The 23,093-nt window shown below is 40.6% G+C and carries 22 protein-coding genes; 7 read left to right on the top strand and 15 right to left on the bottom strand.

Features of this window, described 5'->3' with window-relative positions; translation table 11 throughout:
- Positions 1-213: 213 nt before the first annotated feature.
- Positions 214-552, bottom strand: a complete 339-nt coding sequence (locus J8M00_RS03165; protein WP_023402222.1) for a Grx4 family monothiol glutaredoxin — start codon at positions 550-552, stop codon at positions 214-216.
- A 235-nt stretch (positions 553-787) separates the two neighbouring features.
- Between J8M00_RS03165 and J8M00_RS03160 the strand changes: the two genes are divergently transcribed.
- From J8M00_RS03160 to J8M00_RS03145, 4 genes are all read left to right on the top strand, one after another.
- Positions 788-1,369 carry a Fe-Mn family superoxide dismutase gene (locus tag J8M00_RS03160; RefSeq protein ID WP_211008919.1) on the top strand — a complete coding sequence of 194 codons (582 nt, stop codon included), beginning with the start codon at positions 788-790 and terminating at the stop codon, positions 1,367-1,369.
- 192 nt (positions 1,370-1,561) lie between these two features.
- Entirely contained in the window at positions 1,562-3,484 is a 1,923-nt protein-coding gene (locus tag J8M00_RS03155; protein WP_211008918.1) for a PrkA family serine protein kinase, read from the top strand.
- A gap of 22 nt (positions 3,485-3,506) precedes the next feature.
- The gene (locus J8M00_RS03150) at positions 3,507-4,793 is read left to right on the top strand and encodes a YeaH/YhbH family protein (RefSeq protein WP_211008917.1); all 1,287 of its coding nucleotides are present in this window, start codon (positions 3,507-3,509) and stop codon (positions 4,791-4,793) included.
- Positions 4,794-4,811: 18 nt separating this feature from the next.
- Positions 4,812-6,320 (top strand): SpoVR family protein, encoded by a 1,509-nt coding sequence (locus tag J8M00_RS03145; protein ID WP_211008916.1) that lies wholly within the window; start codon positions 4,812-4,814, stop codon positions 6,318-6,320.
- 420 nt (positions 6,321-6,740) lie between these two features.
- Here J8M00_RS03145 and J8M00_RS03140 read toward each other — a convergent pair whose 3' ends face one another.
- Positions 6,741-7,712 (bottom strand): GGDEF domain-containing protein, encoded by a 972-nt coding sequence (locus J8M00_RS03140; protein WP_211008915.1) that lies wholly within the window; start codon positions 7,710-7,712, stop codon positions 6,741-6,743.
- Positions 7,713-7,716: 4 nt separating this feature from the next.
- Complete coding sequence (locus tag J8M00_RS03135; RefSeq protein ID WP_211008914.1) at positions 7,717-8,721, bottom strand: response regulator; 1,005 nt, start codon at positions 8,719-8,721, stop codon at positions 7,717-7,719.
- Between the two features lie 188 nt (positions 8,722-8,909).
- Here J8M00_RS03135 and tpx point away from each other — a divergent pair, with 188 nt between their 5' ends.
- On the top strand, positions 8,910-9,497 hold the full coding sequence (tpx, locus tag J8M00_RS03130; protein ID WP_211008913.1) for a thiol peroxidase: 588 nt from the start codon (positions 8,910-8,912) through the stop codon (positions 9,495-9,497).
- A gap of 99 nt (positions 9,498-9,596) precedes the next feature.
- On the opposite strand, the gene htpG is transcribed toward tpx, so the two are convergent.
- Both htpG and J8M00_RS03120 read right to left on the bottom strand, forming a co-directional pair.
- Positions 9,597-11,513 (bottom strand): molecular chaperone HtpG, encoded by a 1,917-nt coding sequence (gene htpG, locus J8M00_RS03125; protein ID WP_211008912.1) that lies wholly within the window; start codon positions 11,511-11,513, stop codon positions 9,597-9,599.
- Positions 11,514-11,724: 211 nt separating this feature from the next.
- Positions 11,725-12,027: a helix-turn-helix domain-containing protein gene (locus tag J8M00_RS03120; protein ID WP_211008911.1), complete on the bottom strand. Its 303-nt coding sequence runs from the start codon at positions 12,025-12,027 to the stop codon at positions 11,725-11,727.
- Between the two features lie 192 nt (positions 12,028-12,219).
- Here J8M00_RS03120 and J8M00_RS03115 point away from each other — a divergent pair, with 192 nt between their 5' ends.
- Positions 12,220-12,672: a helix-turn-helix domain-containing protein gene (locus J8M00_RS03115; protein WP_211008910.1), complete on the top strand. Its 453-nt coding sequence runs from the start codon at positions 12,220-12,222 to the stop codon at positions 12,670-12,672.
- A gap of 47 nt (positions 12,673-12,719) precedes the next feature.
- Here J8M00_RS03115 and J8M00_RS03110 read toward each other — a convergent pair whose 3' ends face one another.
- From J8M00_RS03110 to J8M00_RS03065, 10 genes are all read right to left on the bottom strand, one after another.
- The gene (locus J8M00_RS03110) at positions 12,720-13,064 is read right to left on the bottom strand and encodes a hypothetical protein (RefSeq protein ID WP_211008909.1); all 345 of its coding nucleotides are present in this window, start codon (positions 13,062-13,064) and stop codon (positions 12,720-12,722) included.
- A 727-nt stretch (positions 13,065-13,791) separates the two neighbouring features.
- Positions 13,792-14,160: a hypothetical protein gene (locus J8M00_RS03105; RefSeq protein ID WP_211008908.1), complete on the bottom strand. Its 369-nt coding sequence runs from the start codon at positions 14,158-14,160 to the stop codon at positions 13,792-13,794.
- 294 nt (positions 14,161-14,454) lie between these two features.
- Positions 14,455-15,054: a recombination mediator RecR gene (recR, locus tag J8M00_RS03100; RefSeq protein WP_211008907.1), complete on the bottom strand. Its 600-nt coding sequence runs from the start codon at positions 15,052-15,054 to the stop codon at positions 14,455-14,457.
- 164 nt (positions 15,055-15,218) lie between these two features.
- Positions 15,219-15,767 (bottom strand): rhomboid family intramembrane serine protease, encoded by a 549-nt coding sequence (locus J8M00_RS03095; RefSeq protein ID WP_247687213.1) that lies wholly within the window; start codon positions 15,765-15,767, stop codon positions 15,219-15,221.
- 130 nt (positions 15,768-15,897) lie between these two features.
- Positions 15,898-16,224, bottom strand: a complete 327-nt coding sequence (locus J8M00_RS03090) for a YbaB/EbfC family nucleoid-associated protein (RefSeq protein ID WP_010368987.1) — start codon at positions 16,222-16,224, stop codon at positions 15,898-15,900.
- Between the two features lie 59 nt (positions 16,225-16,283).
- Positions 16,284-18,836: a DNA polymerase III subunit gamma/tau gene (gene dnaX, locus J8M00_RS03085; RefSeq protein ID WP_211008905.1), complete on the bottom strand. Its 2,553-nt coding sequence runs from the start codon at positions 18,834-18,836 to the stop codon at positions 16,284-16,286.
- Positions 18,837-18,841: 5 nt separating this feature from the next.
- A complete protein-coding gene (apt, locus tag J8M00_RS03080) occupies positions 18,842-19,387 on the bottom strand; it encodes an adenine phosphoribosyltransferase (RefSeq protein ID WP_211008904.1) in 546 nt (181 codons plus the stop codon).
- 388 nt (positions 19,388-19,775) lie between these two features.
- On the bottom strand, positions 19,776-20,546 hold the full coding sequence (locus J8M00_RS03075) for an HvfC family RiPP maturation protein (protein WP_211008903.1): 771 nt from the start codon (positions 20,544-20,546) through the stop codon (positions 19,776-19,778).
- Positions 20,546-21,391, bottom strand: coding sequence for an HvfB family MNIO-type RiPP peptide maturase (locus tag J8M00_RS03070; protein WP_284138606.1), 846 nt, complete (start codon positions 21,389-21,391; stop codon positions 20,546-20,548). The genes J8M00_RS03075 and J8M00_RS03070 overlap by 1 nt, the downstream gene beginning before the upstream one ends.
- A 39-nt stretch (positions 21,392-21,430) precedes the next feature.
- Positions 21,431-21,892 (bottom strand): HvfA family oxazolone/thioamide-modified RiPP metallophore, encoded by a 462-nt coding sequence (locus tag J8M00_RS03065; RefSeq protein WP_211008902.1) that lies wholly within the window; start codon positions 21,890-21,892, stop codon positions 21,431-21,433.
- Positions 21,893-22,087: 195 nt separating this feature from the next.
- Here J8M00_RS03065 and J8M00_RS03060 point away from each other — a divergent pair, with 195 nt between their 5' ends.
- Complete coding sequence (locus tag J8M00_RS03060) at positions 22,088-23,068, top strand: tRNA-dihydrouridine synthase (RefSeq protein ID WP_211008901.1); 981 nt, start codon at positions 22,088-22,090, stop codon at positions 23,066-23,068.
- Positions 23,069-23,093 lie beyond the last annotated feature (25 nt).

The following is a 23,093-nucleotide window of genomic DNA, read 5'->3' as shown; positions in this document are numbered from 1 at the left end:
CACACAAATGAATAAATATTCATAATTTTAATGCTAAGTATTTATTTGAGGCATATTGATTCTCAGCAGGGCTACGCTAGAGAGGAAAACGCTAGAAGTAATGTGTTTTATATCACGTATTGGATGTGTCTTAATGAGATAAGTCAGTTTAGTAGGCATAAAAAAGCCCGAAATACATTCGGGCTTTTACTGTATTTTAAATGTTCTTACTGATTACTCAGCCGCTTCTTCTTTATATTTAGCAGCAGTCTCAGTGATCAAAGGCTGAAGTTCGCCTTTTTGGAACATTTCGATAATGATGTCACATCCACCGATTAATTCACCTTCAACCCATAGCTGCGGGAATGTTGGCCAATTCGCATAGTGAGGCAACTCAGCGCGAATATCTGGGTTTAAAAGAATGTCTACGTATGCAAATTGCTCTCCGCACGCCATCAATGCTTGTGAAGCTTGAGAAGAAAATCCACAGTTAGGTAATTTTGGAGATCCCTTCATATATAGAAGAATTGGGTTTTCTGCAATTTGCTGTTTGATCTTATCAATGGTTTCCATATATACCTCAAATGACGATATTATCTGTTCGTACACGTACTTTTCGCTCAAAATTAACGCATACGATAAATTCACACTACAAGTCTTGGTCACGGGCATTGCTGTTTGCCAAAACTTGAGTAAAATACTCAGGAATTATAGTATCACTATATAACACTAAATCGTACTGAAATGTGCCAAGCAAGTGGCATCTTTTTAGATATTTAGAGTACTCAACCAAAAAATGGAGATTAAAATGGCTTTCGAACTACCGTCACTTCCTTATGCTATCGATGCATTAGAGCCACATATTTCTAAAGAAACTTTAGAGTTCCACCACGGCAAACACCACAACACTTACGTGGTTAAACTAAATGGTCTAGTAGAAGGTACTGACTTTGCGAACAAAACTTTAGAAGAAGTTGTTGTTAGCTCTGAAGGCGGTATCTTTAACAATGCAGCTCAGATCTGGAACCACACGTTTTACTGGCACAGCCTAGCGCCAAATGGTGGTGGCGAAGCACAAGGTAAAGTAGCAGAACTAATTAACGCGAAATGGGGTTCATTTGCCGCATTCCAAGACGCATTTAATGACAAAGCTGTAAACAACTTCGGCTCAAGCTGGACTTGGTTAGTTCAACTAGCAGATGGGTCTTTAGATATCGTTAACACTTCAAATGCTGAAACCCCGCTAACACAAGAAGGCGTTACTCCTATCCTTACTGTTGACCTGTGGGAACACGCTTACTATATCGATTATCGCAATGTTCGTCCTGAGTACCTGAAAGGTTTCTGGTCACTTGTAAACTGGGATTTTGCGAACCAAAATCTAGCTTAATTACAAGGGCATAACTGTACCAATTTAAGCAATAAAAAAGGCGCTCAGGTGCCTTTTTTTTTCACCTCCACATACTGCTATCACATTAAATTCTTATATTTTTTAAGCAAATATCCAATAACAAGACTAAGCTTTAAGTACGCCTTGCATTTTAGCCCACGCATTTAATTTAACTGGTTATTGGAGTTTGATATGACAATATTTGAGCATTACCAATCCCGATACGAAGCAGCAAAAGAAGAAGAATTCACAATTGCTGAATTTCTTGAAATCTGTAAAGAGGATAAGGCAGCTTACGCCAGTGCGCCTGAACGGTTGCTCATGGCCATCGGTGAGCCTGAAATGATAGATACCTCGACGGACGCGAGGTTAAGTCGACTGTTTTCAAATCGGGTCATAGCACGTTACCCTGCTTTCAACGAATTTTATGGCATGGAAGATGCCATTGAGCAAATCGTCTCATACCTCAAACATGCAGCCCAAGGATTAGAAGAGTGTAAACAAGTACTCTATCTATTAGGACCAGTTGGTGGCGGTAAGTCATCGATTGCGGAAAAACTGAAGTACCTAATGCAACAAGTTCCCGTCTACGCAATTAAAGGCTCTCCGGTCAACGACCACCCACTTAGTCTATTTAACCCACAAGAAGATGGCGAGTTACTTGAAAAAGAATATGGGATCTCTAAACGCTATCTAAAAACAGTCATGTCACCGTGGGCAACTAAACGCCTCCATGAATTCAACGGAGATATAAGTCAGTTTAAAGTAGTAAAACGCTATCCTTCGATTTTGGACCAAGTTGCCATCGCAAAAACTGAGCCCGGTGATGAAAATAATCAGGACATTTCGGCATTGGTGGGTAAGGTTGATATTAGAAAGCTCGAACACTTTGCTCAAAATGATCCCGATGCCTATGCATACTCTGGGGCGTTATGCTTGGCAAATCAGGGGCTCATGGAGTTCGTAGAAATGTTTAAAGCACCTATCAAGGTGCTACACCCTCTACTTACCGCAACACAAGAGGGTAATTATAACGGCACAGAAGGTATTTCAGCGCTGCCATTTAGCGGTATTATTCTAGCTCACTCGAACGAGTCCGAATGGCAAACATTCAAAAATAATAAAAATAACGAGGCCTTCTTAGACCGCGTCTTTATCGTCAAAGTACCCTACTGCTTACGGGTCTCGGAAGAAGTTAAAATATACAAGAAACTGCTTGAAAATAGTGAACTCAAAGATGCTCAATGCGCGCCAGGAACACTCGAAACGTTAGCAAAATTCTCTTCGCTTTCACGGATCAAAGAGCCTGAAAACTCAAGTATTTATTCAAAAATGCGAGTCTATGATGGCGAGAGCTTGAAAGACACAGATCCAAAAGCAAAGTCTTATCAAGAATACCGAGACTATGCGGGTGTTGATGAAGGAATGAATGGTTTATCCACTCGATTCGCATTTAAAATATTGTCGCGCGTTTTTAACTTTGACCACGCGGAAGTTGCAGCCAACCCAGTACACCTGTTCTATGTCTTAGAGCAACAAATTGAACGCGAACAATTTAGTGCTGAAGTACAAGAGCGATATTTAAGCCACTTAAAAGGTTACTTAATTCCTCAATATGTAGAATTTATTGGTAAGGAGTTACAAACAGCTTATCTTGAGTCTTATTCAGAATACGGGCAAAACATATTTGATAGATATGTCACCTATGCTGACTTTTGGATCCAAGATCAGGAATATAGAGACCCAGATACCGGGCAGCTTTTTGATAGAGCGGCATTAAATGCTGAACTTGAAAAGATTGAAAAGCCTGCAGGCATCTCAAATCCGAAAGACTTCAGAAATGAAATCGTTAATTTTGTTCTGCGTGCTAGAGCCCATCACAACGGTGAAAACCCAGTTTGGACTAGCTATGAAAAACTAAGAACAGTAATAGAGAAAAAAATGTTCTCAAATACTGAAGATTTACTGCCCGTAATTTCTTTCAATGCCAAGACGTCTGCTGAAGACCAGAAAAAACATGAAGACTTTGTCAATCGGATGATGGAAAAAGGATATACCCAGAAACAGGTTCGACTACTTTCTGAATGGTATTTGAGAGTTAGAAAATCACAGTAATCTAACGATTGGAGGATGGTCAATGGCACATTTCATCGATCGAAGATTGAACGGTAAGAACAAAAGCACGCCTAATAGGCAGCGCTTTATAAGACGCTATAAAAAGCAGATTAAAGAAGCGGTTTCGGATGCAATAAACAAACGAAGTGTGACGGATATTAGCAGTGGAGAAAGTATATCTATACCACAACGAGATATCAGTGAACCTGTATTTCACCAAGGCAAAGGGGGAAATAGAGAGCATATACATCCAGGCAATGACCAATTTAGTACTGGTGACAAAATACAGCGCCCACCTTCCGGTCAAGGAGGGGGCGCTGGTGAAGGCAATGCCAGTGATCAAGGTGAGGGACAGGACGACTTTGTGTTTTCTATTTCAAAGGATGAGTATTTAGATCTCTTGTTCGAAGATCTGGAGCTACCAAACTTGCAAAAGAGTCAGTTAGACAAACTCGTGCAAATGAAAACACACCGAGCGGGTTTCTGTAATGACGGAATGCCTAGTAATTTAGATATAGTGCGTTCACTGAAAGGCTCTATTGCAAGAAGGATCGCGATGACAGCCAGTAAACGCAGCCGCTTAAAGGAGCTCGAAGCTGAGCTTGAGCAACTATTGGCTGAACCGGTTCCACCTCAGCATCAAATTGAAACGATCGAAGCTGAAATAGAAACATTACGCCGCAGAATTGCAGCTGTGCCTTTCATAGACAACTATGATCTTAGATTTAGAAATTATGAAAAGCGCCCACATCCAACGAGCAAAGCAGTTATGTTTTGTTTAATGGATGTATCTGGATCTATGGACCAAGCAACAAAAGATATGGCAAAGCGATTTTATATTTTGTTGTATCAATTTTTAACTCGCACATACAAAGACATTGAGGTCGTGTACATTCGGCATCACACGCAAGCAAAAGAAGTTGATGAACAAGAGTTTTTTTATTCTCAAGAGACAGGTGGCACAATCGTTTCTAGTGCGTTGAAGTTGATGGACGAAATAGTCGCAGAACGCTATTCCCAAGGGGACTGGAATATTTACGCGGCACAAGCATCCGATGGTGATAATTGGGCAGATGATTCGCCACACTGTACCGATATCCTTGCAAATAAACTGCTCAAAGTGGTGCGCTATTACGCCTATATAGAAATCACGACAAGAGCACATCAGAGCCTATGGAGAGAATACCAAGGGCTATCTGCAGCTTATAATAATTTTGCTATGCAGCACATACGCTCAGTAGAAGACATTTATCCAATCTTCAGAGAGTTATTTAAAAAGAATCGGCAAAAGCAGCAAGGTGCAGCATAACAAAGAGGGGAAGCGCAAATGACCTACAACCCTTTAAATGATGGTCCAGATTGGACTTTTGAAAGATTAGAACTGTATCAGGCCGAAATTGCTCGTGTAGCTGAGCACTACCGGCTTGATACCTACCCCAATCAAATTGAAGTGATCACCGCAGAGCAGATGATGGATGCATACTCAAGTGTAGGTATGCCTATCGGTTATGCGCACTGGTCTTATGGTAAAAAGTTCATCCAGACAGAGCAAAATTATAAACGTGGGCAGATGGGGCTCGCCTATGAGATTGTCATTAACTCTGATCCCTGTATTGCTTACTTAATGGAAGAAAATACATTGCCAATGCAAGCATTGGTGATGGCACATGCTTGTTACGGTCACAACTCTTTTTTTAAAGGTAACTATTTATTTAAAACCTGGACTGATGCATCTTCTATCATTGATTATCTGGTTTTTGCAAAAAACTATGTCGCCGAATGCGAACAGAAATACGGCATCGAGGAAGTCGAAAATTTACTAGACTCTTGTCACGCGCTGATGAACTATGGTGTAGATAGGTATAAAAGGCCACAGCAAATTTCGTTGTTTGAAGAACAAAAGCGTCAAAAAGAGCGTGAAGATTATTTGCAATCTCAAGTCAATGAATTATGGAAAACCATTCCTAAAAGCAAACAAGAAGACACAGAGAATTTACCGCACTTCCCATCGGAGCCACAGGAAAACATACTCTATTTCATTGAGAAAAATGCCCCTTTACTTGAGTCATGGCAGCGTGAAATCATAAGAATAGTAAGAAAGATATCTCAATATTTTTATCCCCAAAGACAAACTCAGGTCATGAACGAAGGATGGGCAACCTTTTGGCACTACACCATTCTCAATCACCTATATGATGAAGGAAAACTAAGCGATGCATTTATGCTTGAGTTTTTGCAGAGCCATACCAATGTGGTATATCAGCCCCCCTATAACAGTAAGTTTTATTCGGGAATAAACCCTTATGCATTGGGGTTCAATATGATGGTAGACATAAGGCGCATATGCGAGAACCCCACAGAAGAAGATAGACAGTGGTTTCCTGAATTTGCCGGTAAAAATTGGTTAGATACACTGCACTTCGCAATGGAAAACTTTAAAGACGAAAGCTTTGTCAGTCAGTTTTTGTCTCCAAAGATCATTAGAGACTTTAAGTTATTTACCATATTGGATAAAGAGTCCTCTCCTCATCTTGAAGTTAAGGCTATCCATGATGAAGCTGGTTATCAGAAAGTCAGAAGCAGTCTATCTGCCCACTATAACCTCAGTAACAATGAACCAAATATACAAGTTTATAAAGTCGACGTTCGCGGCGATCGGTCTTTGACTTTAAGGTACGTACCTCAAGATAAAATTCCATTAGCAGATTCAAAAATAGAAGTGCTCAAGCACCTCTACCGGCTTTGGGGGTTTGAGGTCAGATTAGAGCAAGCTGAAGAGGATGGTAGCGTGACCACTCTTGGGCAGTGCCCGATAGAAAACTCAGAAAATGATTAGCCTTACAACACACGAGCTTCTCTCGTGTGTTGTCACTCTAGACCCTTATTTGCCTTCTTGACGCAAATGAGACCCAACTAGATACATTTCAGCGGTAATAATTACTTTCGCACTTTTGCTTTTCAGTACCCGTGCAACGCCAGGTGTATGCTCCACAGTCGCTTGAAAATATGTGAGTAGTTACGAATTATATTAAATTATACTGTCGCATGGGAGCACTCAATTAATGGATATTGGCTGAAACCTTTACCTATTTAGGTTCTTTTAAAGTTCAAGTCACAGCTTGATTTCATTACCAATGAGTGAATTTGGGTTTGCTATGGGCTTAAACCTTTTTAGTCAGGTTTAAGCCAGATTCACGACGTTGAGGTTTAATAAACTTTACAGTGCTCAATCTGCCTATTGAGCACTGTATTTCGTTTACTGAGACATCGACGGGTCATACACGGTGACTTTGTTTCTGCCAGTTTCTTTTGAATGATAGAGAGCAGAATCTGTCGCTTCTATCCACTGCTCATGCTTGTCAAAGCTATTGTCGTAACAAGCTATGCCAAGGCTCACAGTCAATCTAATTTCTTTCTTGTCATAATAAATTACTGAGTTTTCTATCATGCTTCGTAAACGCTCTGCAAAGATCAGCGCCCCATCCGCATCTGTATCAACAAGTGTGACAGCAAACTCTTCCCCACCATATCGACCAGCAACATCTGTTTCGCGTAAGGTTTTCTTTAAAAGGTCAGAGATGTGACGTATCGCTTCATCTCCACCACTATGACCGTACTCGTCGTTAATTCTTTTGAAAAAATCGATATCAAACATCAACAAACAACTACAACCATTATTGCGCTTTAAACGTTTAAACTCAGTTCGCGAGCACTCTTCCCAATACCCTCTATTCGATAACTTAGTCAGGGCATCTGTACGGCTCATTTCCTCTAGCGTTTTGTTTGCTTTTTCCAATTCTAGCTTATTCATTGCTTCATCAGTAACATCATATAGGATCACACAAATGTGACCTACATCCCCTGTTAAAGTTGTCAATGGAATAAAAGTGGCGTTTTGATACATATATTCGGCTTTACCGGTAATTGGTCGGTAGTTTTTAAAGCGAAATATATATGGTTGCTGCTCCCATATGGTAAAAGAGCGATTCTTAAGGACAAAAACAGGCTCTGCTTTCCCCCTAAACCAAGACTCATCAATGCTCGGAAATAAATCAAATACATCTTTGTCTTTCACTGCACTAGGCAGTAATCCAGAATGATTTTCCATAAAACCATTCCAAACACATACGCGATAATCTCGGTCCAGAACAACCAGCCCAACATCGACTGTGTTAAACATATCCATTAGCCAATGGATTTCATTCATGTCAAAATCAGAAGCAGGCATAATTCTAATCTTCTAATAAGTATGCGACTTTAAATTTTAGCGTCTTCAAAGAGTCTTCAGTGAATAGTAGCATCAAGTCACAGTTAATATTATGGTGTTCAATTCCATAGCTGATTTCAATTGCTAGGGTCCTCTGCCACCTTGCTTTATTGGCTTTTACCAACTCAGATACCTCACAGTGTTGTCCAAGAACGACGGGATGTCCTTGGCTAAATGGCATATCGAGCTGTTTAGAGAGGCCTGTTAATATCGCACCAATCAATATGTTGCTAATATCCATCAGCAGTTCGAGTTCAACCTTTTGGTTCAACTCTCCTTCATATTTCATTAAAGACGCGATTTCTTTGAAACTAGAATCATTCAATAGCAGCAATGCTTCTCCCGACACACCACCACCAATGAAGCCTTGGCATACACCAGATGTAGAGGCATTTGCATCTATTGCTTGCAAGGCCATATGTAATTCGTTGACTTCTAAGACGTTGACATTTGGTATTGGCAATTCCACGAAAACATTGAGTAACCTAGCCAACAAGTCGCCAGCTTGTCCCATTGCTACATTTGCAATTTCTTGATAAATATCTCTGAGCTCAGGTTCAATTTGCTCGCCAAGCTTGTGAACTAAGCTCTCGCGGATCGCTTTGTCTTTGATCCCATGCTGAGTAATAATTTCTTCAAGCTTTTTTGCATCACACGGTTTTCTAATAAAATCTATCGCCCCAAGCTCCATCACACGTTGATGGGCGTTGGGTTGTATATCTCCTGATACAACAACAGTCAGAACATTCAGTCCTTGTTCTTGTATCGCTTGCAATACTTCATAACCATCCATATGTGGCATATTGAGATCTAAAAACAAAATTTCAGGCGTAATCTGTTTTATTTTCTCAATACAGTCCAATCCGTGCTCTGCAAACTCAACTTTTATATCCCAGTCATCAGGCAAAGACCGTGCAAGTTGCCGTCTTGCTAGTTTGGAATCATCACAGATTAGGATGGGTGTTGACATAAAAGCTCTCTATATATTGGGTACAATACCCAAAATTCTAATTATAGTTATCAAACAGCAGTGTTTAGATTAAATATGTTAATCAATGCATGATTAATTTACAATCCAAATTACTACCAAAGCTTGGTTATATAAAATCAGTATAATACACTGTCGTGAATTGCGAAAAATTTAAAAAGGAATACGTTATGCGTAGAGTTCCCTTTATTACAACAGCCATTTTCGCGCTGAGCTGTTTTTCAGCCAGTGCAACGCTTGGCGAAAACCAATTAGATAAAGGTAAAGTTACAGCTGGAGGTAAGCCCGTCACTTTACTTGGCTCAGGCGTCGCAGTCGGTGAACAAGCACCGAGCTTTAAAGTAGTTAATGCCGATTTTACGCCTGTGTCGCTATCACAGTTTGATGGAAAAGCTGTTGTCATCAGTGTCGTTCCTAGCTTGGACACTGGTATATGTAGCTTACAAACCAAATATTTTAATGAAAAAGTGGCATCTGAGTATCCAAATATTGTGATGTTGACAATAAGTACTGACTTACCATTTGCTCAAAAACGTTTCTGCAAGCAAGAGGGCGTTGATAAAATTCAAACGTTATCCGATGCAGTATGGCGAAACTTTGGAGAGCAATATGGCCTGTTGATTAAAGATATGGGTTTATTAAGTAGAGCCGTATTTATCCTAGATAAAGAGCATAAAGTAAAATATAAGCAGCTCATCAGTAACCTTGCTTCTGAGCCCAACTATGCTGATGTGATAAAGTCACTAGATACACTCTAAATCACAAAAATTTAAAGTAGATTTTAAAAAGCGTAATAAAAAACGCCCAACCTGAGCAGTTGGGCGCTTTCTATAACTCATTGTAGAGTGTAACTTCTCTTACTTGCTCAAATCTAGCATAAGCTTGTTTAAGCGTGTTACAAAGCCAACAGGGTCTTTTAAGCTACCTCTTTCAGCCAGTAATGCCTGATCTAATAATACTTCTGACCATTGAGCAAACTTGTCTTCATCTTGCTCATCGTTCAGGTGCTTAACTAGCTGATGGTCAGGGTTAAGCTCAAAAATTGGCTTGCTCTCTGGCGCTGACTGACCAATTGACTCCATTAGCTTCTGCATTTGTGAGCTCATATCATGGTCATCGACAACCACACAAGCTGGGGAATCTGTTAAGCGGTGCGTGAAGCGTACCTCTTTCACTTTGTCACCTAGTGACTCAGTGATGCGCTCAACTAGTCCAGCAACCTCTTTTTCACTCTCTTCTTGCGCTTTTTTCGACTCTTCATCTTCAAGGTCACCTAAGTCTAAGTCACCACGTGTAATAGACTGCAACTGCTTACCGTCAAACTCAGTGAGGTGCCCCATCATCCACTCATCGACTCTATCCGACATTAGTAAGACTTCAATGCCTTTTTTGCGGAAAATTTCAAGGTGCGGAGAGCTTTTAGCTGTTGCGAAGCTATCTGCAACAACATAATAAATTTTATCTTGTCCTTCTTGCATACGTTCAACATATTCAGATAATGCGACGTTTTGTGTACTTTCATCTGTATGTGTTGAGCTAAAACGAAGTAACTTAGCAATTGCTTCTTTGTTTGCAGCGTCTTCTGCCGGGCCCTCTTTGATAACTTGGCCAAATTCATTCCAAAATGTTTGATACTCTTCAGGCTTGTTTTTACCCATTCTATCAAGCATTTTCAACACACGAGACGTACAACCCTTACGAATTGCCTGAGTCACTTTGTTATCTTGCAAGATTTCACGTGACACGTTTAATGGCAGATCATTAGAATCAAGTAAGCCTTTTACAAAGCGCAAATAGCTCGGCATAAACTGCTCTGCGTCATCCATGATAAATACACGTTGGACGTATAATTTTAGCCCAGTTTGACGATCGCGATTCCACATATCAAATGGGGCTTTCTTAGGAATATACAATAAGCTAGTGTACTCAGTCTTACCCTCTACCTTGTTGTGAGCCCACGTTAATGGCTCTTCCCAATCATGACCAACATGCTTGTAGAACTCTTTATACTCATCTTCTGAGATCTCTGACTTATCACGTGTCCAAAGTGCTGTTGCTCGGTTAATTGCTTCCCACTCACCTGGTTGAGCTTCAATTTTTTCACCGTCCGGCCCTTCCGATTCAGGGACAGGTGCTTTGAACATTTCTACAGGGATTGAAATGTGGTCTGAATATTTAGTAATAACTGAACGTAGGCGGAATTCGTCTAAAAACTCGCTTTCTTCTTCACGAAGGTGCAAAACAATTTCGGTACCTCGGTCAGCTTTCTCGATTTCAGCTAGGCTATATTCACCTTCACCTTTTGACTGCCACTCAACAGCTGACTGCTCACCCGCTTTGCGTGTGCGCACTGTAACGTCATCAGCGACGATAAATGCCGAGTAAAAACCTACACCAAATTGACCGATTAACTGTGAGTCCTTAGCTTGATCGCCAGTTAAATTTTGAAAAAACTCAGCTGTGCCTGATTTTGCTATTGTGCCTAGAGAGTTAATCACCTCGTCACGGGTCATACCAATACCATTATCAGAAATGGTGACTGTTTTAGCATCTTTATCAGCGCTGATTCTTACTTTAAGCTCAGCATCACCCTCATAAAGGTCACCATTTTGCAAAGCTAGATAGCGTAACTTGTCAGCTGCATCAGAAGCGTTTGAAACTAGTTCACGTAAGAAGATCTCTTTATTTGAATATAAAGAGTGGATCATAAGGTTTAATAGTTTACCTACATCTGTTCCAAACTGATGATTTTCTTTGTTTTTAATATCAGACATCGATCATATCCTAATCTATTTGGTATACAGGGTTTTAAGCTGTTAATCGTATTATGAAACGATATATTGTGCTTCGATGTCATTTTTCAAGAGGAAAGTAAAAATTTTTTTCTACTTGGTAGGTTGTGACGATTCATGGATCTAATTGTCATAGTTTAACTGTGCTACCTAATGAGATAGCACAGTGACTTAAATCATGTGAGTCAGGGGACTAAGCTGTTTTCTGGTTATCAAAAGCACTTTCAGCAATATCACATTGTTCCAGCAGCATGAGAAAGTTTGGTTTACCAAATAACATCATCACATCCAAAAGTTGCGATGCAGATAGCTCAGTTTTACCAGATTCCCAGTTGGAGATAGTCGCCTGATCGACAGGCGTTACTAAGCTTTTACCTAACTGGGCTTGAGTCAAGTTCATATCTTGACGCATTCTACGTATTGTCATTTGAATATAGCGCTTTGCGTCTTGCGTTTGTGCTCTTCGAGAGCGCTCATTTCTAGAGATTATACTCATAACATATCCATATTATTTATATCATTGTTCTGACATTGAATTTAAAAGTACATGTTGAGCAAATAATGCGCTCACTAGATACGTACATCAGAAAAAATGATTAAAATTAACCCCGACCCAATTAGACAACTTATATCATTTCATGTAGGCTATCTGGGTCAACTGAGTAAATAATTGATCGGATTGGGTTATATGTCAACATCTTTTGCTACAAGATTGAAACAACTACGGGTTTCATTGGAAGAATCTCAAATCAGTTTTTCTGAGATATTAGATATACCTACAGCCTCCTATCGCAAGTATGAGAAGGGAGAAAGGGAACCTACTTTGTCCGTGATTGAAAAGTTCTTTACGCACCCATTGACAGAAAATCACGCCTGTTGGCTGATCACTGGCGAGGACCAACCCAATCCGACCACTTTAACCACTGAAGCACCCCAAAGAGATAGCAGCCAGCCGTTTAGTAAAGACTTTGAATCAAAATTTATTCAAACTGCAAAAGAAAGTTTATTATTTATTTGTCATTTAGGGTGGTTTAAACGAGGGAAAGACGTCAACTTTGACAGTTGCGGAAAGATTTTACTGAGAGATTTAGAACCATTTTTAGATAAACACGCCAGCATCGAAAACAAAAAGGTTGGCTAATGATAAAGTCTAGAGGCTTTTAAACGAACTAGCCCCCTGCAATTAATTCACTTAATCACTTTTAATTTTACTTTTTCTTGCTCGTCATTGTTTTGTTTGAGTTGGTAGTCTTTAGAGTCATCTCTAAAATCTTCCACCCGCTTTAATGCCATTTGAACAGCGTCATGTTTAGTCATGTCATTGTCGATCTCAAGCGCTTTACCCAAATCCATTACAATCTCATACGCTTCGTCATAGAGCTCCTCAGGCACTTCCTCATTGCCCGTAGGTTTGATAAATAGCTCACGGATCTTCTCTTCAAATTTAGACAGTGAATGGCCGTTAATAATCGCAGCGAGAATAAAGCAGATCACTAAACAGTGAATTAAAAGCAGTACAATTAAAAATGGCATCCTAACATTCCTTTGCGTATTTTCTTTTCATTATTACATCAAACGGATATTTTGCGATAAGGAAAAGTTGCAAGACGATTGTCATCAATACCAAAATTGAATAATAGTGTTTAAATGAGGTTATATCTAAATAACCAGCCATCAGTAACTGTGCTGTTTTTAACACCATACCAATCAGCAATAAGTAACAAGAGTACCTTGCAACTGGGGAGAAGGTGCACCCTCTGATCGCATGTAATAAAGTCAGTGCTATGATAAACGACGCATTACCACATGCGGAAATAAAATAAAATATTTGCCTACGCACCATTTTGTCTATTTGCAGGTCAAGTAAGCTATTGAGTAGATGTTCAAAAAGAAGAAGGCAAAACACTGAGGTTATGGTTGTTAAAAAACAAGAGTGTAGCTCGTGATCAGATTTATTTTTTAAACTTTTACTGCCGCCAAAAATTAATTCTCGTCGACGCTCTTTAAAAAGGTAAAGAAAGCATCCTAGTACCGAAAACTGAAGCCCTACGATAATCCAAGAAATTATACCCAAAAACTCATTCATAAAATTTTGCTAATACTTTCAGGTTGCCTCCAGTTATTTCAAACCAGAGCAAGGTATACCTATTGACACCAGTATTTGAAAAGACTTTTCCGATAATATCTAAGTCACTTTCTTGTTAATCACCCAGCTCAATACGGGTCGTATTTAGCAACAGCACAGTCATTGCGAAAAATGCTATTTAACCACCCACAAATTGGCTGTTTTATTTTTTGTTGTTTCTTCAGCTGCAGGTGCTGCCTGCTCGTGTTCTGTATGCTGTTTTTGATCCCTAAAGGCTTCAACTCGCTTAAACACACTTTTGACACCATTGTATTTGACCATATCATTATTACATTCCAATACAACGGCTAAATCATCTACGATCTCGTATGCTTGATGATATTCTTTTTCAGAAATATCCTTATCTTCCACAGTTGTTTCTTTTACAACTACATTCTTTATTCTCTTTTCGATAAAATTCAAACTGTGGCCTTTCACTATCACAGTAAAGCAAATGGCAATAACAAGAACATAAAGCAATGTAGCAGCGATGAGCATTATCACAATAAAAACCTTATATGTATCTAGCTAAGATAGCGTGTTCAATTTACCCACATTCTTTGTAATGCATTAGCATTAATTAAGCTCTACTCCAAAAAAAGTGAGTTTAAATAACAATGCTTTGAGCCACGCAAATCGTTTAAATACTATCAGTCACACGATAATAAATTTCTCTATTCCGAATTGCAACTTTTAATTTTACAACTTTTAAACAAAATATACTTGCACGCCAAGCACAGCTCAAAAACCATCCTCAAGTCGCTCTTTTCTTAATCTTTTAAGAAAAAAATGTAATACTTACAATACTTTTCGGCCGGAAAATGCATGCATTAACGTCATGCCATCAACCAGATCTAGCTCACCACCAACAGGCATTCCATGCGCTATGCGCGACGCTTTAACATTGAGATTATTACACAACTCTGCAATATAGTGAGCTGTTGCTTCCCCTTCAACAGTAGGGTTTGTCGCAAGAATAACTTCTTGGATCTGGCCCTTTTGTAATGTTTGCTGAAGCTTATCTAAACCGATCTCTTGTGGGCCTATTCCATCGAGTGGAGATAAGTGACCCATAAGCACAAAGTATAGCCCGGTATATTGACCAGTTTGCTCAATCGCAAGCACATCTGTAGGTGACTCAACTATGCATAGCAACCCTGTATCCTGACGCTTTACACTCTGACAAATATCGCACACCGGAGTTTCAGAGAACGTTCGGCAAGATTCACAGTGACCAATATCCTGCATTGCCTGGCTTAAACAGTTGCCTAATTGAGCCCCTCCATCTCGGTCTCTTTCCAACAAATGAAATGCGATTCGCTGTGCAGACTTAGGACCAATTCCTGGTAAGCATCTTAGCGCTTCGACTAAGGCTGCCAATTTAGGTGATAACTGCATATATCCTCAAATAGGTGTGAAAACACCACTGACTTTTCTTAATAAAATGCGATCATAAGGGATCAAACGCCCGATTGAAAGACATCTAAATTACAACCTTATCTATTTGTCAGAAAATAGCCGAACAGTGTTTAGTTTTCGTTCTTAGCTAAGTTTTTCCAACGTTATGACCTGATGGCATACGCTAACAACAAGCCACTTAAAAAACCAAACAGATGGCTTTCAGTGCTTATATTTTCGGAGAAATTAAACAGTGTTCCAAAAAGGTTTATATTTGCTAAATACGTCAATATTGCAAGTGCGATTAAACTGATAATGCCTGTAAGGTGACGTTGGAATACAGCGACGCCGGATAAATAACCGTAATACCCCATCACCACACCTGACGAGCCAATATGATTGCCATCTCCGGCAAAAAGCCACACCAAGGCACCAGTCATAATTACGATAGCGACGCTGACTCTTTTGAACTTTGGTTGCCTACTTGCAATGTAACCACAAATCCACAAACCAATAAGGTTGCCACTTAGATGTGACCAAGAGCCATGAACAAATGGCGCTGTAACAATACCAATGAGATAGTCTTCTTCTAGCGCAACTATTCCCAGTCGTTCAATAGGTACGCCAATAAAGCCAAGTAACATACACCCTATCATTATCAAGGATGCACCGATTATATATCTAAAGTCTTTAGGGAAAAGGATACGAGACATGAGCATGCCTGTTTATCTAGAGCGATACTTAGATGAGAGGATAAAGCGGTCCATTTGAGTAGTTTCACTCATTCGCCAGTAAGCAAATTGGACCGCTACAAATAACTTGTATAAGTTATTAATATCTAAATTAGAACGGCATTTTGAAGCCTGGAGGCATTTGCATACCGCCGGTTACTTCAGACATACGCTTTTGCGTTTCTTCACCAACACGACGTACTGCATCATTTACTGCTGCCGCAAGCAAATCTTCGATCATGTCTTTGTCATCTTCCATCAGACTTTCATCAATTTCTACACGACGGACATTGTGGCTACCAAGCATAGTTACTTTTACAAGGCCAGCACCTGCTTCACCTGTTACTTCTAAGCTTTTGATTTCTTCTTGGGCTTTTTCCATGCGCTCTTGCATTTGCTGAGCTTGCTTCATGATATTGCCCATTCCACCTTTAAACATAGTGTGCTCTCTTACTTCAATAATTTAATTGGCTAAAAGATAAGGGCTATTGTAACCAATTACAATGCCTTTACCGATTTTTCGTTGACCACTGCATCAAACTCGGCAACCATAGTTTGGATGATCGGATCTGAATTGACAGCATCAACCGCTTCTAGGTAGCGCTGTTGATCAATTTCTTGTTGGATCAAAAACGGTGTTGCCTGTACCTTGTCGATAAATTCCATTCTCAATTCTACTGGCTCATTTAATGTCAGAGAGAAAGACTGTTGCAATTTATCACGCAACATCGGGGAGTCTAAATGCTGTTGACTTTGTTCCGCTTGCAATACGCAAACGCTCCCTTGTTTTTCATACATGGCATGCAAAGCAAACTGCCTGACTCGACCACTCAATGCCATCTTTTCAATCAAGTTTGCCCAGTCATCTTTTTCATAGGCAAATTTTAAACTGCTTATTGGGCTTGTAAAGTTTTCAGGAATAGGCATTTCAATGACATGTTCCTGTACTTCTTCTTTTACGGGTTGAGGAGATAGCTGCTCCAGCAACTCTGGCGCAAGCTTACTCTCATCTTTTTTAAATCGCTCCGTAATTTCAACTTTCTTTAGACGACTTGGCGGCTCACTGCGGGGGACATTCGCTACCACTGGCTGATCACTGAGATTTGATATAGCCTGAGATTGTTCCACTTTAGTTCTCGATACCGGTATATCACGATTTGTATTACTACTGATATTTGACGGTGGCAATTGCCCCTGAGTATCGCGATTGCTTGATTCAAGCTTTTTTGGCGTATCATTGCCTCCAAGCAATTTACCTGCACCAGAGATTTGTCTGTTCTGTAAGATTTTTGCGATAGCAGATTGTGCTTGTCCTTGCTTTTGTGCATATAGCTGCCCAGTTGGAGCCTCACTTTGCACTGTGTTCTGAACTTCTGAATTATCGCTAGAGTAACTCGGCTGCTGAGCGTGTTCATTAAATCCCTGCGCAGCTGCCTGTGCCATAATGTCATTGTACTGTTGCTCATACTCAGGCATAGCACTTTGTACCGGCGGTGCAGAATCCAACTTTGCTGACTCTGGCGTCCTAACGGATTGTCCCGCCGCTGCATTTGCACGCTCCTGCGGGGGCTGAAGCTGTGTATTCTGAGATGTTGGCACCTGTGCTGGTGCAGCTTGAACCGGAACCGACTGCTGTGTATGTGATATTTGTGAGGCCTGAGTTTCCGTAGTCAGTGAAGATTCTGCTGGCGACTGTTCCACGGGCATAGTCTGCGGCGTATTTGGTATTTGTGTCGCCGGAGCTACTGTATTCAGTGATGATTCTACCGGTGACAGATCCGCTGGCTGTGTCTGTAATATATTGCTAGACGCAGCTTGTGACTGCTCAGAATTAACTACATGCGGCTCGATAACTGTTTTTTTTTGATTGTTGTTTAGTATATCCCGCAAAGCACCTGCTTTAGATTTTTTTGCCACAGGCTGACTTGTTGACGCAGTCTGCATTGGCGCATTTGATTGTGCAAAATCGCTACCTTCGAACGCGAGTAGCCTAAGCATAACCATTTCGAAACCCAGCTTTGCGTCTGGCGCCCAATTTAAATCCTTTTTACCAGTCAAAAGCAATTGATATAGCAACTGCGCTGTTTGCGCTGAGATTTGCTCTGCCAATGTTTTCACTTGTTGTTGATCAAACTGGCCTACATGAGCTGCTTGCGGTACCAATTGAGTAAGCTGGATAACATGCAAAAGAGCGATTAAATCATCTATCACACTAGCAAAGTTTCCGTTTTTAAGTGCAATATTGTCAATCTCTGCCATCAATGCATTGCCATCTTGGCAAAGCACCGCACTCATTAATAGCATCGCATGAGCGCTGTCCATAAGCCCCAGCATTTGCTGAACCGCATTGACTGTCAAATGACCATTTGTTTGCGCAATAGCTTGATCAGTCAAGCTTAACGCATCACGCATACTGCCATCTGCAGCTTTTGCTAAAATATGTAATGCCTCTTCTTCAAATTGAAAGTTTTCTTGAGGCAATATCTTTGATAGTTGCTCTACAATTTGGCCTTTAGCCATTGCATTTAAATTAAATTGCAAACACCGAGACAATATCGTAATAGGTAACTTTTGAGGATCGGTGGTAGCAAGCAGAAATTTGACATGTTCAGGAGGTTCTTCCAATGTCTTTAGCAGAGCGTTAAAACTATGCTTTGACAACATGTGAACCTCGTCAATTAAGTACACTTTATAACGCCCACGAGTCGGGGCGTACTGAACATTGTCTAAAATCTCTCGAGTATCTTCGACTTTTGTTCTTGAAGCCGCATCAATTTCAATCAAGTCTATAAACTTGCCTGACTCAATTTCTTCACACGTCCCACATTGGCCGCAAGGCGTGGAAGATATGCCTAACTCACAGTTCAGGCTTTTTGCAAAGATCCTAGCAATAGTCGTTTTGCCCACCCCCCGGGTGCCAGTAAATAAATAAGCATGGTGTAACCTTTGCTCATTCAAGGCATTAATCAATGCCTGCTTTACGTGTTCCTGACCCATCATTTCATGGAATGACTGTGGTCGCCACTTTCTTGCTAAGACCTGATAGCTCATTAATGTTACTCGCCGTCGAACTCTACTAATTTTAGAATATTAATACCTAATGCGGCAACACGCTCTTCACCGCCCAATTCTGGCAATGAAATAACAAAGGCAGCATCGGTTGCAGTACCACCTAAACGTGAAACTAACTTTGCTGTTGCTTCAATGGTGCCACCTGTAGCCAACAAATCATCAACAAGTAATACCTTGTCACCTTCTTCAATAGCATCTTTATGCAGTTCTAATGTGTCTTCACCATACTCTAGTTGATAAGATTGGCTAATAACTTCTCTCGGTAATTTGCCTGGCTTTCTGACAGGTATAAAAGGGATACCAAGCGCTAGTGCTAAGGGCGCACCAAAAATAAACCCGCGAGATTCAGTACCAATGATTTTATCAAAGCCTTGGCCTTTGTACGCATCAATAAATGCATCCATTGTCGCTTGAAAGGCTTCTGGGCTGGCGAGTAAAGTTGTTACATCTCTAAACATAATGCCTGCTTTTGGATAGTCAGGTACTGTAGCGATGCTATTTTTGATCAAAGACAAATTTTGTTGTGTCATAATCGTTCGTTTTTCAGATTTATTTTAGAAAGGAGATGATTATAACAAGAAAGGATCGAGTTTAAATGGCAATGGAGAAAAATCGAAGAAAAAACGCTAAAGGGCTCAATAAATGGGCCAATCTAGATGAAGAAGTGACCCACGAATTAAATTTCACCCTCTATAGGAGGATAATCTAGCCTTTAACTTCCTAAAGTCATCCAACCAAGGATCGCATTTAGACATCCAACAAAAACAAAGCAGACCAAAAAAGCAAAAAAGTACTTCACATTGAATGGATCTTTACGTTCAGTATCTGACATAAGGGTTACCTTAAAAAATATAGCCTTGACCCTATTAAAGGAAAAACAAGGAGTTAGCACGATTCGCAGCTATATAATAATAGAACTTAAGCTTTCAATAAAGTTGAACTGTCGACTTTATCAACAACAATACCCAACTGTGTAAACTGCTGTAGGGTTTGCAAAGCGCCTACTTCAAGCTGCTTAGCTGTAAATCCAGGTATTTGCTCAGACAATTGAGTGCTAAGTTGGGATACCGATATGCCAGGGCTTAGCTCAATGCTAGCCAGCAGTAGGTTTGTCATCGGGTTGAGGGCAATAAATCGCGTTTCTTCATCTGAGTCTCTATACACAACAAAGCTAAAAGGTCCCCCTTCAGGCTCAGTTGGTTGGAAATCAATTTGTATCTGATGCACTGGGTAAGTATATTGCACACATTGAGCAACACTCGATAAATATAGCGGGACGGACTCGTCAATCTCTTCCTCAAAAAGGCCATCATCTTGTGCACGTTTTAATATCGAGACATTCAGTTCAACCCACTCATAATGAGCCAATTCGTACATAAAAGTAGGATCTGTTTCGGTGGTGTTATACTCTTCGTCTAAATATCTTAAAAACTCCTGACTGATCTCCAAAAAGTATGGCGTTTCACATTTGTGTTGAGCAAAAAACTGCCTAACCAGAGCCAGCCAATCATCGTTATCGTATAAGCTTTTCAGAACGGGAAATGCGGAAGCAATAAACCCTTCAACATTATTGAAGAATAGTTCTCTGTAAACTTGCATTCTTCGGTCTTCGACATCAGACGGCTTTTCAAAGTTTTGAGGGTCCTTGATATGCGCGACAAAATCAGCTTGCACTTGATGAAACGACATTAGGCAATACCCCTTTGTTCATTCTGATGTAATAATTGCGCTTGATGAATTTGTTCTACTTCTGTAAGCAACTCGTTCATTGGAGGAAGATTAAAATCCCGCTCAAGTAAAGTTGGGAACACGCCATGGATATTGTACGCTTTTTGCAGAAGTTGCCACACTGGATCACATACCTCAGCGCCATGTGTATCGATCAGTAAATCTTGTGCTTCAACATAGTGCCCTGCGATATGCCCATATGCAATGCGCTCAGATGGTAATGCGGCAAGAAAAGCTTCAGCATCGTAGCCATGGTTAATGGAGTTCACATAAATATTGTTTACATCTAAAAGTAAATCACAGTCTGCCTCTTGCAAAACCGCAAGGGTAAAATCTATTTCACTCATCTCTTGACCAGGGGCCGCGTAATAAGAAACGTTTTCTACAGCTATTCGCCTCTCAAGGCGGTTTTGTACTTCAGCGATCCGTTTTGCTGTGTGTAATACTGCCTCTTCTGTAAATGGAATGGGCATCAAGTCATACATGTGCCCATTGCCCGAACAATAGCTGAGATGTTCGCTATAGCACTTGATATCATGCTGATCAAAAAATACTTTAAGTTCAGCTATAAACTTAGTGTCAAGTGCGTCACAAGAACCTAGTGATAACGATAGTCCATGACAAACAAAATTATGCTGCTCGGTTAAACGAGCAAACTGAGCTGCAAACTTTCCGCCTAGCGTCATCCAGTTTTCTGGAGCCACTTCATAAAAATCTACAGTCGTTGGAGGAGCACTGAGTACATCATCGAGCATTTCTCTGCGCAGCCCTAGCCCTACATTGCCAAAAGTATCTTTCGTTATCACGTTGTCAGTTCCTATCTCTACAAAGTAGCCAAATTTAGTTTAGTGGCTACCACCACATTTACCTTCGCCGCATTTACCTTCTTTATTTTTTGTACTGCCGCCACACTTGCCTTCGCCGCACTTACCTTCTTTACTTTTTGCGCCGCCACATTTACCTTCGCCGCACTTACCTTCTTTGCTCTTTGCGCCACCGCATTTACCTTCGCCGCATTTGCCTTCTTTACTCTTTGCGCCGCCACATTTACCTTCGCCGCACTTACCTTCTTTGCTTTTAGCATCACCGCCACATTTGCCTTCGCCGCACTTGCCTTCTTTATTTTTAGCATCACCGCCACATTTGCCTTCACCGCACTTACCTTCACTCGCATCTAGTTGATAACCAGCTGTGAGTACTTCGTACGAAAATGGGTTTGCATTTGCTTCACTTGACGCAAGTGCTGCCGTGCTCGCAACTGCAGCTGTTAATGTTAACGCTAAGGAATTTTTCTTTACTGTATTCATCGTTATTTCTCTCAATCATTAATTCGGGTTCGTTTAATAGACCCTATTACCTAAAAACTAATTTCAAAGTTTTTCTATTTTGAGTGTAGAGCCACACAAATGGGCAGTTAGTGTATGAGGAACAGATAAGATTTATATTAATAATTCGCTCCATCTCATATAGAATAGCGCGAATTTTATTTTGGTGCAGTACTGATGAAACTTATATTGGCCCCAATGGAGGGCGTTGTCGACTTTAAAATGCGTGAATTACTGACAGATCTCGGTGGGTTTGACCTTTGTGTCACCGAGTTTGTTCGAGTTGTTGACTTAACATTGCCAAGAAGAGTATTCGTGCGCTACTGCCCAGAATTGCTGAACGGTGGTTTTACCCGTGCAGGAACACCTGTAAGGATCCAATTGTTAGGGCAAGTACCACACGTACTCGCAACCAATGCCCGAAAAGCTGTTAAACTGGGATCTCACGGTATTGACCTCAATTTTGGCTGCCCAGCAAAAACAGTAAATAAAAGTAAAGGCGGTGCCGTTTTACTTAAAGAGCCCGAACAAATCTACCAAATCATCAAATCTGTTAGAGAAGCGGTCCCAGAAGAACACGTTGTCAGCGCAAAAATTAGATTGGGCTTTGATGATGACGCCAACAGTACCGAGATTGTAGATGCCGTGCAAAGCGCAGGTGCATCAAGCTTAGCTATTCACGCAAGAACAAAACGAGATGGTTATCGACCCCCAGCATACTGGGAGAAGATCCCGCCATTGCTCAAACGACTCTCCATACCTGTTGTTGCTAATGGTGAAATATGGCAAGTAGAAGATGCACTAAGATGCCAACAGCAAAGTCAATGTGAAGATCTTATGCTTGGTCGAGGCGCACTCGCAACACCCGACCTAGCTGCAAAAATCAAAGCACATGTTAGCAATAGAATATACCGCCCCCTGAGCTGGCAAGAAGTTGTGTACCATATTCTCAACTCATCGATGCATCAGGACGAGAATGTCAGCGAAAAGTATTTTTCTGCGCGAACCAAACAATGGTTAGGCTACTTAAAGTTACAATATCCTGAAGCACATTGTTTATTTGAAGAAATTAAACGTTTAAAAACAAAATCAGATGTAGTTACCGTGCTTCAGAAATACGCAAAATCTCCGTCACTTGATTCAAATCATAACATCTAACTGATTGCATTAGATAATGGGCATT

This window comes from Pseudoalteromonas luteoviolacea, assembly GCF_018100925.1.
GTDB lineage: Bacteria > Pseudomonadota > Gammaproteobacteria > Enterobacterales > Alteromonadaceae > Pseudoalteromonas > Pseudoalteromonas obscura.
Note: the sequence above shows the minus strand (reverse complement) of the source record. Positions and strands in the feature narration are given on the sequence as shown.